Annotated in this window: 11 protein-coding genes and 1 tRNA gene; 6 read left to right on the top strand and 6 right to left on the bottom strand. The window is 71.5% G+C overall.

The annotated features are described in order from the left end of the window. Nucleotides 1-194 precede the first annotated feature (194 nt). Entirely contained in the window at nt 195-1,367 is a 1,173-nt protein-coding gene (locus PHZ_RS03350; RefSeq protein ID WP_012521183.1) for an NnrS family protein, read from the top strand. A gap of 2 nt (nt 1,368-1,369) precedes the next feature. Continuing rightward, a complete protein-coding gene (locus PHZ_RS03345) occupies nt 1,370-1,768 on the top strand; it encodes a YbaN family protein (protein WP_012521182.1) in 399 nt (132 codons plus the stop codon). Here PHZ_RS03345 and PHZ_RS22975 read toward each other — a convergent pair whose 3' ends face one another. Next, entirely contained in the window at nt 1,769-1,933 is a 165-nt protein-coding gene (locus PHZ_RS22975; RefSeq protein ID WP_183280873.1) for a hypothetical protein, read from the bottom strand. A gap of 316 nt (nt 1,934-2,249) precedes the next feature. Beyond that, a complete protein-coding gene (locus tag PHZ_RS03340) occupies nt 2,250-4,532 on the bottom strand; it encodes a nitric-oxide reductase large subunit (protein WP_012521181.1) in 2,283 nt (760 codons plus the stop codon). Between the two features lie 273 nt (nt 4,533-4,805). Here PHZ_RS03340 and PHZ_RS03335 point away from each other — a divergent pair, with 273 nt between their 5' ends. After that, nucleotides 4,806-5,510 carry a Crp/Fnr family transcriptional regulator gene (locus PHZ_RS03335; RefSeq protein WP_236611864.1) on the top strand — a complete coding sequence of 235 codons (705 nt, stop codon included), beginning with the start codon at nt 4,806-4,808 and terminating at the stop codon, nt 5,508-5,510. 38 nt (nt 5,511-5,548) lie between these two features. Here PHZ_RS03335 and PHZ_RS03330 read toward each other — a convergent pair whose 3' ends face one another. Continuing rightward, on the bottom strand, nt 5,549-5,992 hold the full coding sequence (locus tag PHZ_RS03330; protein WP_012521179.1) for a pseudoazurin: 444 nt from the start codon (nt 5,990-5,992) through the stop codon (nt 5,549-5,551). A 124-nt stretch (nt 5,993-6,116) separates the two neighbouring features. After that, the gene (locus PHZ_RS21460; RefSeq protein WP_049758121.1) at nt 6,117-6,623 is read right to left on the bottom strand and encodes a hemerythrin domain-containing protein; all 507 of its coding nucleotides are present in this window, start codon (nt 6,621-6,623) and stop codon (nt 6,117-6,119) included. A 105-nt stretch (nt 6,624-6,728) separates the two neighbouring features. Here PHZ_RS21460 and PHZ_RS03320 point away from each other — a divergent pair, with 105 nt between their 5' ends. After that, nucleotides 6,729-8,966, top strand: coding sequence for an adenosylcobalamin-dependent ribonucleoside-diphosphate reductase (locus PHZ_RS03320; protein ID WP_012521177.1), 2,238 nt, complete (start codon nt 6,729-6,731; stop codon nt 8,964-8,966). A gap of 79 nt (nt 8,967-9,045) precedes the next feature. Here the strand turns inward: PHZ_RS03320 and nirK are convergent, their stop codons facing one another. Together nirK and PHZ_RS03310 are read right to left on the bottom strand one after the other, a co-directional pair. After that, on the bottom strand, nt 9,046-10,080 hold the full coding sequence (gene nirK / locus PHZ_RS03315) for a copper-containing nitrite reductase (protein WP_012521176.1): 1,035 nt from the start codon (nt 10,078-10,080) through the stop codon (nt 9,046-9,048). Between the two features lie 168 nt (nt 10,081-10,248). Then, nucleotides 10,249-10,325 (bottom strand) — tRNA-Met (locus tag PHZ_RS03310). Between the two features lie 94 nt (nt 10,326-10,419). Between PHZ_RS03310 and PHZ_RS03305 the strand changes: the two genes are divergently transcribed. Together PHZ_RS03305 and asnB are read left to right on the top strand one after the other, a co-directional pair. After that, complete coding sequence (locus PHZ_RS03305; protein WP_012521175.1) at nt 10,420-11,448, top strand: glycosyltransferase; 1,029 nt, start codon at nt 10,420-10,422, stop codon at nt 11,446-11,448. Then, nucleotides 11,448-13,211, top strand: a complete 1,764-nt coding sequence (gene asnB / locus PHZ_RS03300; RefSeq protein ID WP_012521174.1) for an asparagine synthase (glutamine-hydrolyzing) — start codon at nt 11,448-11,450, stop codon at nt 13,209-13,211. Before PHZ_RS03305 ends, asnB begins: the two co-directional genes overlap by 1 nt. Nucleotides 13,212-13,221: the final 10 nt, after the last annotated feature.

The following is a 13,221-nucleotide window of genomic DNA, read 5'->3' as shown; positions in this document are numbered from 1 at the left end:
TGCAGGCCGCACACGGAAAAAGCCCGCCGAAGAGCAACCCCCGTTCGCCCAACGCGGCGGCGAGTCCCGGCCGGTCCGGCGCCCGCAGCTTGATCCCCGACAACGAGACGGACAGGCGCGGCGTTTAATAGGAAGGGCCGCGCCCGGCGCCCGCGCCGAGGCGCCCGGTGTTTTCCAGCGAAAGGATCCGTGGAATGGCCACCGCCGCCGCACGCAGGGCCTATGCCGGCCCGCCGCTCCTGAGTTTCGGCTTCCGGCCGTTCTTCTTCTTCGGCGCCCTGTGGGCCGCGCTCGCCGCGCCGCTGTGGGTCTGGATGTACCTCTCGGGCTCGGAGCTCGCCGCCCACCGCGACTGGCACGTCCACGAGATGTTCTTCGGCTTCATGGCCGCCATCGTCGCCGGGTTCCTGACGACCGCCGTGCCCAACTGGACCGGCCGCATGCCGGTGATCGGCGCGCCGCTGGGCGCGCTGGCGGCGCTGTGGTTCGCAGGCCGGATCGCCATGCTGATGGAGTTCGCCATCGGCCCCTGGGCGGCGGTGATCGACAGCGCCTTCCTGCTCGCCTTCGCGGGCGTGATCTGGCGCGAGATCCTGGCCGGGAAGAACTGGCGCAACCTGCCGGTCGCCGGCCTCGTCAGCGCCCTGGCGCTGGCCAACGTCGCCTTCCACCTGAACGCCGCCTTCGGCTACTCCTATGTGGGCGAGCGGCTGGCCCTGGCCGCCGCCATGGTGCTGCTGGCGCTGATCGGCGGCCGCATCACCCCGAGCTTCACGCGCAACTGGCTGAAGACCCGCCGGATCGAGGCCGGTCCCGCCCCCTTCGGCCTCGTCGACCGCGCGGCCCTGGGGACGACGGCGGCGGCGGCGGCCGGCTGGGCCTTCGCGCCGGAATGGACGCTCACCGGCGCCCTGCTGCTGGCCGCCGGCCTCGTGAACCTCGTCCGCCTCGCCCGCTGGCGCGGCTGGCTCGCCGCCCGCGAGCCGCTGCTGTGGATCCTGCACCTGGGCTACGGCTGGCTGGCCGTGGGCCTGGCCCTGCTGGGCGGCGCCGTCCTGACCAGCGAGGTCCCGCGCACCGCCGGCGTCCACGCCCTGACCGCCGGCGCGATCGGCGTCATGACCCTGGCGGTGATGACCCGCGCCACCCGCGGCCACTCCGGCCGTCCGCTGGCCGCCGATGCGCCGACCGTCGGGATCTACCTGGCCGTCCTGGCCGCGGCCGCGCTGAGAGTGGCGGCGGGCTTCCTTCCCGCGCTCCAGGCGCCGCTCCTCATCGCGTCGGTCGGCCTGTGGTCGCTGGCCTTCGCCGGGTTCGCCGTGGCCTACTCGTCGATGCTGCTGAAGAATCGGCCACTCGGAGCCTGAAGATGCGCCCGCCTCGTCCCGTCCCCCGCGGACCGCCCGGCCCCGTCGCCCGGTGGGCCTACCGCGGCGTGGGCGGGGCGGCGACGGCCCTGGCGCTGGCGGGCGTGGCCCTGCCCGGCCTGCCCACCGTTCCCTTCCTGCTGGTGGCGCTGTGGGCCTTCAGCCGCGGCGCGCCCGAGTGGGCCGAGCGTCTGCGGCGGCATCCGAAGCTCGGGCCCGTGCTCGTCGACTGGGAGACCCGGCGGGCCATTCCCCGGCCGGCCAAGGCCGCGGCCGCGGTGGGCGTCACGGGCAGCTGGGCGGCCTTCGCCGCGAGCGTCCAGAGCCTTGCGGCCAGCCTCGCCCTGGGCGCGGCCCTCGCGGCGGTGCTCGCCTACGTCCTGACCCGCCCCTCGAAGTAGTCAGTTCCGGGCCAGCAGGCCCGCGTCCAGCATGGCCAGCTCGTCCCGCGTGGGACGCCTGCCGCGCCTGGCCTCCTCGACCTTCTGGACGTCCGTGGCCGGACCCCTGCGGTCCGCGTCCAGGAAGGCCCGGGCCTCGCCCAGCCGATCCGTGCGCCGGTTCATGACGACCTCCGTTGCAAGGCCGGGAGGATCGCCCGGGCGCAGGGCGGCGTCCTTGTGCGGGCGCAAAGAGGAGGGGCCCAAAGAAGACGGCCCAAAGAAGAAGGGCCAAAAAGGAAGGGCCAAAAAGGAAGGGCCAAAAAGGAAGGGCCAAAGAAGAAGGGCCAAAGAAGAAGGGCCAAAGAAGAAGGGCCAAAGAAGAAGGGCCAAAGAAGAAGGGCCAAAGAAGAAGGGCCAAAGAAGAAGGGCCGGGCGTCGCCGCCCGGCCCTCCGCCGGAAGAAGCCGTTTGTCGGGGTGGGACGGCCCCTCCCAGGTCTCCTATTCCGCCGCGATCGGCAGCGGTGCGGGCTCCTCCTGCACCGCCTGCCGCGGACGCCGGCCGCCGATCAGCAGCCGGGCCGCGAAGGCCGCCAGGGTGAAGGCGCCGAGGCTGAAGACGATGTCCCCGGGCACCCGCATCCACACCAGCGTCTCGACCAGCGGCGAGTGGATCACCTCGGGCGAGCGGGCGTACCAGTAGCCGTGCTCGATGCTGGCGAAGGCCTGCACCACGCCCACGGGCAGCAGCGACATGAAGACCATCATCGCCAGGCCGCCGTTCAGGAGCCAGAAGGTCCAGCCCAGCAGCTTGTCGCTCCAGGCCTCGCGCCGGGCGAGCCCGCGGAAGCAGAAGAGCAGAAGGCCGATGCCCAGCATCCCGTAGACCCCGAACAGGGCCGAGTGGGCGTGGGTGGCCGTCGTGTTGAGCCCCTGGATGTAGTAGAGGCTGATCGGCGGGTTGATCATGAACCCGAAGACGCCGGCCCCCAGCAGGTTCCAGAACGCCACGGCCACGAAGAACAGGATCGGCCACTTGTAGGTGGAGACCCAGGGCGCGGCCTTGGTGTGGCGCCAGTTCTCGAAGGCTTCCGCCCCGATCAGGGCCAGCGGCACGACCTCCAGGGCCGAGAACACCGAGCCGATCGCGATCACCGACACCGGGGTGCCCGAGAAGTACCAGTGGTGGGCGGTGCCCAGCACGCCGCCGAACAGGAACACGATGGTGCCGAACAGCACCGCCACGTTCGCGGTCTTGGCGCGGACCAGGCCCAGGTTGACCAGCAGCAGGCTGATGACGGCGGTGGCGAAGACCTCGAAGAAGCCCTCGACCCACAGGTGGACCACCCACCAGCGCCAGTACTCCACCATGCTGACGTGGGTGTGCTTACCCCACATGAAGCTGGCGGCGTAGAAGAGGCCGATGGCGATGGTCGACATGAACAGCACGGCCAGGACCGGCTTGCTCTCGGACGGCCGCTTCAGGGCCGGCCACAGGGCGCGGCTGACGAGCACCAGCCACAGCATCAGGCCCACGAACAGCAGGATCTGCCAGAAGCGGCCGAGGTCGATGTACTCCCACCCCTGGTGGCCGAACCACCAGTTGGTGTTGAGGTCGAACACCTGCTGGACGCCCAGCCACTCGCCGGCCATCGAGCCCAGCACCACGAACACCAGCGCGGCCCACAGCACGTTGACGCCCAGGCGCTGGAACTTCGGCTCGTGGCCGGAGATCAGCGGGGCGACGTAGAGGCCGGTGGCCAGCCACGCGGTCGCTATCCAGAACACCGCGAGCTGGGTGTGCCAGGTGCGGGTGACCGCATAGGGGATGATGTCCGAGATCTGGATCCCGTAGAACTCGTGGCCCTCGACCGCGTAGTGCGCGGTCACGGCGCCCAGGCCCACCTGCAGCAGGAAGAGGCCGATCACGGTCAGGAAGTACTTGCCGGTCGCCTTCATCGAGGGCGTCGGCTTCAGGCTCGCCAGCGGGTCGCTGGCGGGCGGCTTCAGGTGGTCTTCCTGCTTGGTGCGGGCGTGCCAGAACACCAGCGCGCCGACGCCGAAGATCAGCAGCAGGACGCTGGCCACCGACCAGACGACGTTGGCCGAGGACGGCACGTTGTCGATCAGCTCTTCATGCGGCCAGTTCGAGGTGTAGGTGACGGTGTCGTCCGGCCGGTTCGTGCCGGCGGCCCACGCGCTCCACCAGTAGTAGTCGGCGATCGCCTCGCGCCGCCCGAGGTCGGGCACGGCCGCGTTCTTGATCGCGTACTGCTCGCGCAGCGATTCCAGCTCGGCGCTGTCGCTGTAGAGCGAGACGTAGTGCGCCTTCACCTGGCGCATGGCCTCGGCCCGGTCGAGCGAGACCGTGATGGTCTTCGTCTCGGGGTCGTAGGTGTTGGTGCGGAACGCCGCCTTCAGCCGCGCCTTCAGCGAGGCCTGCGCCTCGCCGCTCAGCGCCGCATAGGGCGCGCCGTGGTCCCGGCGGCCCCAGATGTCCAGCAGGGTCGTGGCCTCGCGGTGCAGCTGGTCGGCCGACCAGTCCGGCGCCACATAGCCGCCGTGGCCCCAGATCGAGCCGTTCTGCTGGCCGCCCATGGACTGCCAGGCCAGCTGGCCCGTCTGGATGTCCTCGCGGGTCATCAGCACCGCGCCGGACGCATCGACGACGCGCTCGGGTATCGGCGGCGCCTGTCGATAGATCTCTCGTCCCATCAGCCCCAGGACGGTGAAGGACACCGCCATGACGATGGCGAGGACGAACCATAGTCTTCGCGTGTTCATCTCGCTTTTTCCCCATAGGCCGGGGGACGCCCCCAAGTCGGCCGATGGGGCGGACATGCCCGAGACGAAATCCTCCGACGTTGATCTTGCGCAACCAAAGTCCAAAACGTCGCAGTAGCCCCACAGTCATCGTGGTTATTTACGTGGAAATACTGGGCAGTTCGCGAGGCGCGCCCCGGAAACCCGCATCGCCCCCTAAGTATTTACCCCAGGTCGACGCCCGTTCTCCGCTTCGGTAATCGGGCCCGGCCCATCCATGACAGCGGAACCGCCATGATGACCGTCGAGCTCGATCCGTCCCTTCTCGAGGGGGCCGACATGTTCGACGTGCTGGACCCCGACGGGCGCCGAGAGGTGCTCCAGGCGGGCCTCGTGCGCCGGCTGCCGCAGGGCAAGATGGTGTTCGCCCAGGGCGATCCCGGCGCCACCTGCCACACCCTGCTCCACGGGCGGGTGAAGATCGTCCAGACCCGGCCCGACGGGGCCCAGTCGGTGATCCGCTTCATCGGCCCCGGCGAGATGTACGGCACGGTGGCCGCGCTGATGGACAAGCCCTTCCCGGCCGATGCGGTGGCCGTGCTCGACAGCGTCGAGATCTACTGGCCGGTGGCGGTCATGCGCCAGCTGATGACCCGCTTCCCGCAGGTGGCGATGCGCTCGGCCGCCTCGGCGGGCGAGCGCCTGTTCGAGCTGCAGAGCCGGGTCGGCGAGCTGGCCGGGGAGAAGGTGGAGCAGCGGATCGCCCGCGCCCTGGTGCGCCTGGTCCGCCAGGCGGGCCGGCGCACGCCCGAAGGCGTCGAGATCGACTTCCCGATCACTCGCCAGGAGCTCGCCGAGATGGCCGGCTCGACGCTCCACACCGTCAGCCGCACGCTCTCGGCCTGGGACGACCGGGAGATCACCGCCAGCTCGCGCCGCCACATCGTGGTGCGCAAGCTGCACGTCCTCCTGGACCTGGCCGAGCAGGGCGCGGGCTGACGTCCGCGCCCCCTCTTGGGCCCCTTCTACTTGCCCCTCTACTTGAGCGCCGCGAAGCTGGCCGTCAGCCGCTTCTTGGCCATCGGCGGGGTCTTGGCGATCGCGGCCTCGGCGGTCGCCAGGTTCACCGGCTGGCCCACCTTGGCGACGAAGGCCATGCCGAAGCCCCAGTGGGGCGTGCACTTGAAGCCGTAGACGCCGGGCTTGGCGAACTTGACCACGATCTCCTGGCTGAGCGGGCTCTTCACCAGCTCGGCCCCGGGTGGCAGCATCTCCTTGATGGTCTCGACGTTGTGGCCCTTGTCGGTGGGCAGGAACCGGACGGTGTCGCCGGGCTTCAGGGTCGCCTGGGCGGGCTCGAAGACCATCGCCCCCTGCGCACCCTTGTTCAGCATCTTCACCTGGATCTCGGCCGCCCCGGCCTGACCGGCGACAGCCACGAGGCCGGCGACGGCGCCGGCGGCCAGGATCGTCTTGAGCATTGTCTTACCTTCTCGATGCGATTTGTTTTAGGCGTTGCTTTCGCCTGACTTTTGAAGGTTAGACCGCCGCCCCTCTTTCCACTTTGCGCCAGAACAATCTCGGGCGGTTTTTCTGAAGCGCCGCTTACTGGAAACGCGGGAAAAGCACCCGCTCTTCCAGCCGCACGTGCTCGCGGAACTCGCCGTCGAACTTGCGCAGCAGGTCGTACAGCGCCCGCCAGGTGGCGCAGGCGCCCGCGGGGGCGGCGTAGTCGCCGGTCAGCCGGACCAGCCGCTCCAGCCCGTCCTGCATGTCGTCGTGCTCGGAGCCCAGCGCCTTGATCGGGTAGCGCAGCGTCTCGCCCCGGCCCTCCAGGATCACCGGGAACAGCACCGCCTCCTCGCGCAGCTGGTGCGCCTGCAGCGTCTCGCGCAGCCGCGCGAGCTCGTCCGGCAGGGCGGGCGGGAAACCCGATTCGGGCCCGTGGCGGGCGGCGACGATCTCGGCAGTATGGGCCGCCGACGCCAGGTCGCGGACGTGGGCGTCGTGGTACTGCATGATCAGGCGGATCAGGGTCTCGTCCTCGAGCCTCTCGGCGCGGGACATCTCCATCCGCGGAAGCTGGGCGGCGGGCATGGGACAGAACTCCATTCGGCCCTCATCTAGTCCGCCGAGTCCCGCCCGATCTTTGCGGCCCGACAAATTCGCCTGCGCGGGAATCGCCCAGCCTCGCCTGTCCCACCAAGGAGACAGCACATGGCGTTCGACAATCCGCTCGCGGCCGAGATCTGGTCCGGCAAGTACCGCTTCGCCCAGCCCGACGGCGCGGGCGACGGCAGCGTGGAGGCCACCTGGGCCCGCGTGGCCGAGGCCATCGCGCGGGCCGAATCGCCCAAGCTGCGGCGCGCCTGGCGCGAGCGGTTCGAGGACGCCCTGGGCGACTTCCAGTTCCTGCCCGCCGGCCGCATCCTGGCGGGCGCCGGCACGGCCCGCACGGTCACCCTCTTCAACTGCTTCGTCATGGGCGCCATCCCGGACGACCTGGAGGGGATCTTCCGCCACGTGCAGGAGGCCGCGGTCACCATGCAGCAGGGCGGCGGGGTGGGCATGGACTTCTCCACCATCCGCCCCTCGGGCGCCCCGGTGCGCGGCGTCGGCGCCGACGCCTCCGGCCCTCTGAGCTTCATGGACGTGTGGGATTCGATGTGCCGCACCATCCTCTCGGCCGGCCAGCGGCGCGGGGCGATGATGGGCTGCCTGCGCATCGACCACCCCGACATCGAGGCCTTCATCGACGCCAAGCGCGACGGGGCGCGGCTGCGCAACTTCAACCTCTCGGTCCTGGTCACCGACGCCTTCCTCGAGACGCTGGAGCGCGACGGCGAGTGGCCCCTGGTGTTCGATGGCGTGGTCCACCGCACGGTCCGCGCCGCCGACCTCTGGCGGCGGCTGATGCAGGGCACCTACGACTGCGCCGAGCCCGGCGTGATCTTCATCGACCGGGTCAACGCCCGGAACAACCTCGCCCACTGCGAGACCATCACCGCCTCCAACCCCTGCGGCGAGCAGATGCTGCCGCCCTACGGCGCCTGCCTGCTGGGCTCGATCAACCTGGCCCGGCTGGTCCCCGCCCCGTTCGAGCCGGGCGCCGAGTTGGACGAGGACCGGCTCGCCGCCCTCACCCGCACCGCGGTGCGGTTCCTCGACAACGTGATCGACGTTTCGCGCTATCCGCTGCCGGCCCAGGAGGCCGAGGCCAAGGCCAAGCGCCGCATCGGCCTCGGCGTCACCGGCCTCGCCGACGCCCTGATCTTCTGCGGCGTGCCCTACGGCGGCGAGCGGTCGGCCGAGCTCACCCGCCGCTGGCTCGAGGTCATCAAGCGCGAGGCCTACCGCGCCTCGGCCGAGCTGGCGGCCGAGAAGGGCGCCTTCCCCCTCTACGACCCGGTCATGCTCGAGACGCCCAACCTGAAGGGCCTCGATCCCGAGACCCGCGAGCTGATCGCCCGCCACGGCCTGCGCAACGGCTGCCTCACCTCGATCGCGCCCACCGGCACCACCTCGCTGCTGGCCGGCAACGTCTCGTCGGGCATCGAGCCGGTGTTCGCCTTCGCCTACACCCGCAAGGTCCGCCAGCCCGACGGCTCCTCCCGCGAGGAGGCGGTGGAGGACTACGCCTTGGCGGTGTGGAAGCGCCTGCACGGACAGGCCGAGCCGCCGGCCGACATCTTCGTCACCGCCCAGACGCTCACCCCCGCCGACCACCTGCGCATCCAGGCCGCCGCCCAGGAGGTGGTCGACAGCTCGATCTCCAAGACCGTCAACTGCCCCGAGGACATCGCCTTCGACGCGTTCTCCGACGTCTACCTCGACGGCTGGCGGCGCGGCTGCAAGGGGCTGACCACCTACCGGCCGAACGCGGTGACCGGCTCGGTCCTGTCGGTGGCGCCGGCCAAGCCGGAGCCGCCGGCGCCGACGCCCGCCCCCCTGCCGCCCCGCCCCGAGTCGCTGGAGGGGGCGACCTACAAGGTGCGCTGGCCGCACAGCGCCCACGCCGTCTACGTCACCATCAACGACGAGGGGGAAGGCGACGAGCGGCGGCCGTTCGAGATCTTCGTGAACTCCAAGAACATGGAGCACTACGCCTGGACCCTGGCCCTGACCCGCATGATCTCGGCGGTCTTCCGGCGCGGCGGCGACGTCTCGTTCGTGGCCGAGGAGCTGAAGGCGGTGTTCGATCCCCAGGGCGGCGCCTGGCTCGCCGGCCGCTACGTGCCCTCTCTGCCGGCGGCGATCGGCGGGATCCTCGAGCGGCACCTTGGCCGCGCCGGCCCGGTCTGCGATCCGGTCGAGGCGCCGCCGGCGGCGCCCCCCGCGACCGCCGAGGCCGCCGCCGCGCCCCGCGCCGTCTGCCCCCGCTGCGGCGGGACCGGCCTGGTGCGCAAGGAGGGCTGCGACACCTGCTTCGACTGCGGCTACTCCAAGTGCGGCTGAGCCGCCGCCCCGCTCTTCAGCCATGAAAAAAGGCCCGCCGGAAACGGCGGGCCTTCCTCTTTTGCGGATGGGCGGACGGCTAGTGGCCGTGATCCTGGTTGGGGTTGGCCTCGGCCTTGAAGATCTCCGGGTTCTCCGGGCCGGTGACGTGCAGGATGCCCGCCCCGCCCCGCTCCACCCGGCTCAGCGCGTGGTCGACCAGGACGTAGTTGCCGGGGACCTCCAGCTTGAAGTCCACCACCGTGGCGCCGCCGGGGGCGACGGTGACGGTCTGCACGTCCTTCACCGGCGGGCTGGTCAGCGAGCCCAGGTTGTAGACGTTGTCGAAGATCTCGCCGATCACGTGGAAGCTCGAGGTCTTGTTGGGCCCGCCGACGCCGAAGTAGATGCGGACGGTCTCGCCGACCTTGGCCTCCAGCTGCTTCTCGCCGGTCAGGGCCTTGAAGGCGCCGTTGAAGACGTAGAACTCGGCGTCCTCGTCCAGCAGCTTGCCGATGCTCTCGGTCAGCTCGCCCTGCGCGTCGTGGTCCTCCTCGGTGTAGATCTCGCCCTGCACCACGTAGAACTCGCGGTCCACCTTCGGCAGGCCTTCCTCGGGCTCCACCAGGATGGCGCCGTACATGCCGTTGGCGATGTGCTGGGCCACCATCGGGGCGGCGCAGTGGTAGATGTAGAGGCCGGGCTGCAGCGCCTTGAAGCTGAAGGTCTTGGTCTCGCCCGGGTTGGCCAGCGTCGCCGCCGCCCCGCCCCCGGGGCCGGTCACCGCGTGGAAGTCCACGTTGTGCATGTTCATGCTGTCCGCCGGATTGTGGAGGGTGACCTCCACCGTGTCCCCGACGCGGACCCGCACCATCGGGCCGGGCAGCTTGCTGTTGAAGGTCCAGTACTTGAACGTCGCCCCGTCGGCGATCTTGCCGACCACTTCCTGGGTCACGAGGTTCACCTTCACCACCGCCGGCGCGCGGCGGGTGATGGGCGGCGGCAGGTCGGTGGCCGGGCGAACGATGTCGGCCACGGCGGCCGGCTGGGCCGCATCGGCGGCCCAGGCCCCGGTGGCCGTCCCCGCGGTCAGGGCCAGGGCTGCGGCGGTGGCGAAGAGAGCGAAGGCTTTCATTGGTCTATCCCCTGGACGCCACGACGGCGTCCGATGGGTCCTCGTCTAGGCCTTCCACCGCCCACGACATTGCGCACGGTCAACCTGCCGCGCAGAAATTCCATTTCCGGTGAAAAACGCGCCTCGCCCTGCAGCCTCGCCTTGTCGGAAGAGGCGGCGGGCGGACCGTGGTAGCTGGGGGCGGGCTCGAACCGCCGACCTGTGGGTTATGAATCCACCGCTCTAACCAGCTGAGCTACCCAGCCACGGTCGCTCGCGCGAGGTGGGGCTTATAGGGGTTCGTTTCGGCGGCTTCAAGCGCTTGGGCGAAGGCCGTTCAACGGCTAGGGTCGGCGCGCGATGAGCGTCCTCCATCTCCTGGGAACGGCCGGCGACGGCGGGGCCGAGACCTACTTCGTCGACCTGGTGGAGGCGCTGGGCCGGGCGGGGGTCCCGCAGGCCGCGGCCATCCGCCGCCATCCCGGCCGCGAGGCCCGCCTGAAGGCCGCCGGCGTGCCGGTGCGCACCCTGCCCTTCGGCGGGCCCATCGACATCGTCACCCGCACCGCCGCCGCCGGCTTCGCCAAGGTGCAGGGGGCGAAGGTGGCGCTGGCCTGGATGAACCGCGCCGCGCGCCATACGCCCCGCGGGCCCTGGGCGCGGATCGGCCGGCTCGGCGGCTACTACAGCCTCAAGTATTACCGGGGCTTCGACCACCTGGTGGCCAACACCGAGGACATCGCCGACTGGATCGTGGCCCAGGGCTGGCCCGCCGGGAAGGTGAGCTGGATCCCCAACTTCGCCGCCGCCCCGCCCGACGTCCCGGCGCTGGACCGCGCCGCCCTGGGCACGCCGGCCGACGCGCCGCTGCTGCTCGGCATGGGCCGGCTGCACGAGTCCAAGGCCCATGACGTCTCGCTGCAGGCGCTGGCCAAGCTGCCGGACGCCTGGCTGTGGATCGCCGGCGCCGGCCCCCTGGAGACCAGGCTGCAGGGCCTGGCCACGGCCCTCGGCGTGCAGGACCGCGTCCGGTTCCTCGGCTGGCGCGCCGACGCCTCGGCGCTCTACCGGGCGGCGGACGTCTGCGTCTTCCCCTCGCGCTACGAGCCGCTGGGCAATGTGGTGATCCAGGCATGGGCCCACGGCCTGCCGGTCGTCGCCGCCGAGAGCCAGGGGCCCAAGGCCCTGATCCGGCACGGCAAGGACGGCCTGCTGGTCCCCGTGGACGATCCGGACGCCCTGGCCGAGGCCGTGCGCCGGGTGCTGGCCGAGCCGGTCCTGGCCTCGCGCATGACGCGCGCGGGCGAGAAGCGCGTCGCCGCCAGCTTCTCGGAGGCCGCCGTGGTCGCCCGCTGGAAGGCCCTCTTCGCCGACTTCGGGGAAGGCTGATGTGCGGTATAGCCGGCCAGCTCGGCGGCGATCCGGCCGCGGCCGGGCCGATGATCCGCGCCCTCGCCCACCGCGGCCCCGACGGCGTGCGCGAGGAGGCCCTGCCCGGCGCGACCCTGGCCGGCGCGGCCCTGGCCCATGCGCGGCTGTCGATCATCGACCTCGAAGGCGGCTGGCAGCCGCTGCACGCCGCGGGCGGGACGGTCGTCGGCAACGGCGAGATCTACAATTACGTCGAACTCGCCCGCGACTTCGGCCTTGAGGGGGCGCTCGCCACCGGCTCGGACTTCGAGCCCCTGCTGCATCTCTACGCGCGCGAAGGCGAGGCCGCCTTCGACCGGCTGCGGGGCATGTACGCCTTCTGCCTGGTGGGCGGCGACGGCCGCGCCTGGCTGGTCCGCGATCCCTTCGGCATCAAGCCGCTCTACATCATGGAGCACGCCACGGAGAGGGGGACCGGTCTGGCCTTCGCCTCCGAGCCCCGCGCCTTCCTGCAGGCCGGCCTGATGGCGCCCGGGCTCGACGAGGCCGCCGCCCGCGAGCTGCTGGCCTTCAACTACACCGTGGGCGAGCGCACCGCCCTGCAGGGCCTGCGCCGCCTGGCCCCCGGCGAGATCCTCGAGGTTCGCGACGGCCGCATCGTCAGCGGACGGCGCCGGCCCTGGCTGGCCTTCCCCGTTCGCGGGGGAGGGGGACCGCCCGCCGGAGAGCGGGTGGCGGAGGCGGCCCCGCATGGGGAGAAGGCGCTCCTCGATCGGCTCGACGCGGTGCTGGAGGACAGCGTCGCGGTCCATCAGCGCTCGGACGTCCCCTACGGCCTGTTCCTCTCGGGAGGGATCGATTCGGCGGCCATCGCGACGCTGATGGCCCGGCTCAACGCGCGGCCGGTCACCGCCTTCACCTGCGGCTTCGACGTTCCTGGCGCGGCGGACGAGCGCGTCCAGGCCGAGGCCGTCGCCCGGGCGCTGGACCTCGACTGGCGCGAGACCACGTTCGGGGAGGAGGACTTCTGGCGCATCCTGCCGAGGGTCGCCTGGGCCCTGGACGACCCCACCGCCGACTACGCCGTCCTGCCGACCTACCGGCTCGCCGAGGCCGCCAAGGGGACCCTGACCGTGGTGCTCACCGGCGAGGGGGGCGACGAGCTGTTCGGCGGCTACGGCCGCTATCGCCGCGCGCTGCGCCCCGCCTGGCTGGGCGGACGGCCGGCCGAGCCGCGCGGCGCCGATCCCGCCTCGCTGGCCGCCTGGCGCCGGGCGGCCAAGGCGCCGCCGGGCCTCACGCCCCTGCAGCAGGCCCAGTGGGCAGACATCGCCACCTGGCTGCCGGGCGACCTGCTACTCAAGCTTGACCGCTGCCTGATGGCCCACGGGTTGGAGGGGCGCACGCCGTTCCTGGACCCAGAGGTCGCCGCCTTCGCCTTCGGCCTGCCCGACCGGCTCAAGGTGCGCGGCGGCTACGGCAAGTGGATCCTGCGCAAGTGGCTGGAGCGCGCCTGCCCCGCCGCCGCGCCGTGGGCGCGGAAGCAGGGCTTCACCGTGCCGGTGGACGCCTGGATCGCTCCGCGCGCCCCGGACATCGCCGGCCGGATCGGCCAGGTTCCCGCCGTGCGGCGCATCCTCGGCGAGGAGGCCGCCGTACGCATGCGGGACGGCGGCCAGGCCCAGCGCTGGCCGCTGCTGTTTTTCGCCGTCTGGGCCCTGATCCACCTGGACGGCGCGCAACCCGAGGATGCGCTGACGAGTCTCGTCGGCGAGCTATGAGGAGGGACCG

The sequence above is a fragment of the Phenylobacterium zucineum HLK1 genome (assembly GCF_000017265.1).
Taxonomy (GTDB): Bacteria; Pseudomonadota; Alphaproteobacteria; order Caulobacterales; family Caulobacteraceae; genus Phenylobacterium; species Phenylobacterium zucineum.
The sequence above is the reverse complement of the archived record's forward strand: the minus strand, read 5'-3'. Positions and strand labels throughout refer to the sequence as shown.

Excerpts from the sequence above, each read along its gene's own strand:
- PHZ_RS03340 (WP_012521181.1), bottom strand. The coding sequence starts at position 4,532 with ATGAACACGCGAAGACTATGGTTCGTCCTCGCCATCGTCATGGCGGTG.
- nirK (WP_012521176.1), bottom strand. The coding sequence starts at position 10,080 with ATGAAAGCCTTCGCTCTCTTCGCCACCGCCGCAGCCCTGGCCCTGACC.
- PHZ_RS03345 (WP_012521182.1), top strand. The coding sequence starts at position 1,370 with ATGCGCCCGCCTCGTCCCGTCCCCCGCGGACCGCCCGGCCCCGTCGCC.
- PHZ_RS22975 (WP_183280873.1), bottom strand. The coding sequence starts at position 1,933 with ATGAACCGGCGCACGGATCGGCTGGGCGAGGCCCGGGCCTTCCTGGAC.
- PHZ_RS03350 (WP_012521183.1), top strand. The coding sequence starts at position 195 with ATGGCCACCGCCGCCGCACGCAGGGCCTATGCCGGCCCGCCGCTCCTG.
- PHZ_RS03305 (WP_012521175.1), top strand. The coding sequence starts at position 10,420 with ATGAGCGTCCTCCATCTCCTGGGAACGGCCGGCGACGGCGGGGCCGAG.
- PHZ_RS03335 (WP_236611864.1), top strand. The coding sequence starts at position 4,806 with ATGATGACCGTCGAGCTCGATCCGTCCCTTCTCGAGGGGGCCGACATG.
- PHZ_RS21460 (WP_049758121.1), bottom strand. The coding sequence starts at position 6,623 with ATGGAGTTCTGTCCCATGCCCGCCGCCCAGCTTCCGCGGATGGAGATG.
- PHZ_RS03330 (WP_012521179.1), bottom strand. The coding sequence starts at position 5,992 with ATGCTCAAGACGATCCTGGCCGCCGGCGCCGTCGCCGGCCTCGTGGCT.
- asnB (WP_012521174.1), top strand. The coding sequence starts at position 11,448 with ATGTGCGGTATAGCCGGCCAGCTCGGCGGCGATCCGGCCGCGGCCGGG.
- PHZ_RS03320 (WP_012521177.1), top strand. The coding sequence starts at position 6,729 with ATGGCGTTCGACAATCCGCTCGCGGCCGAGATCTGGTCCGGCAAGTAC.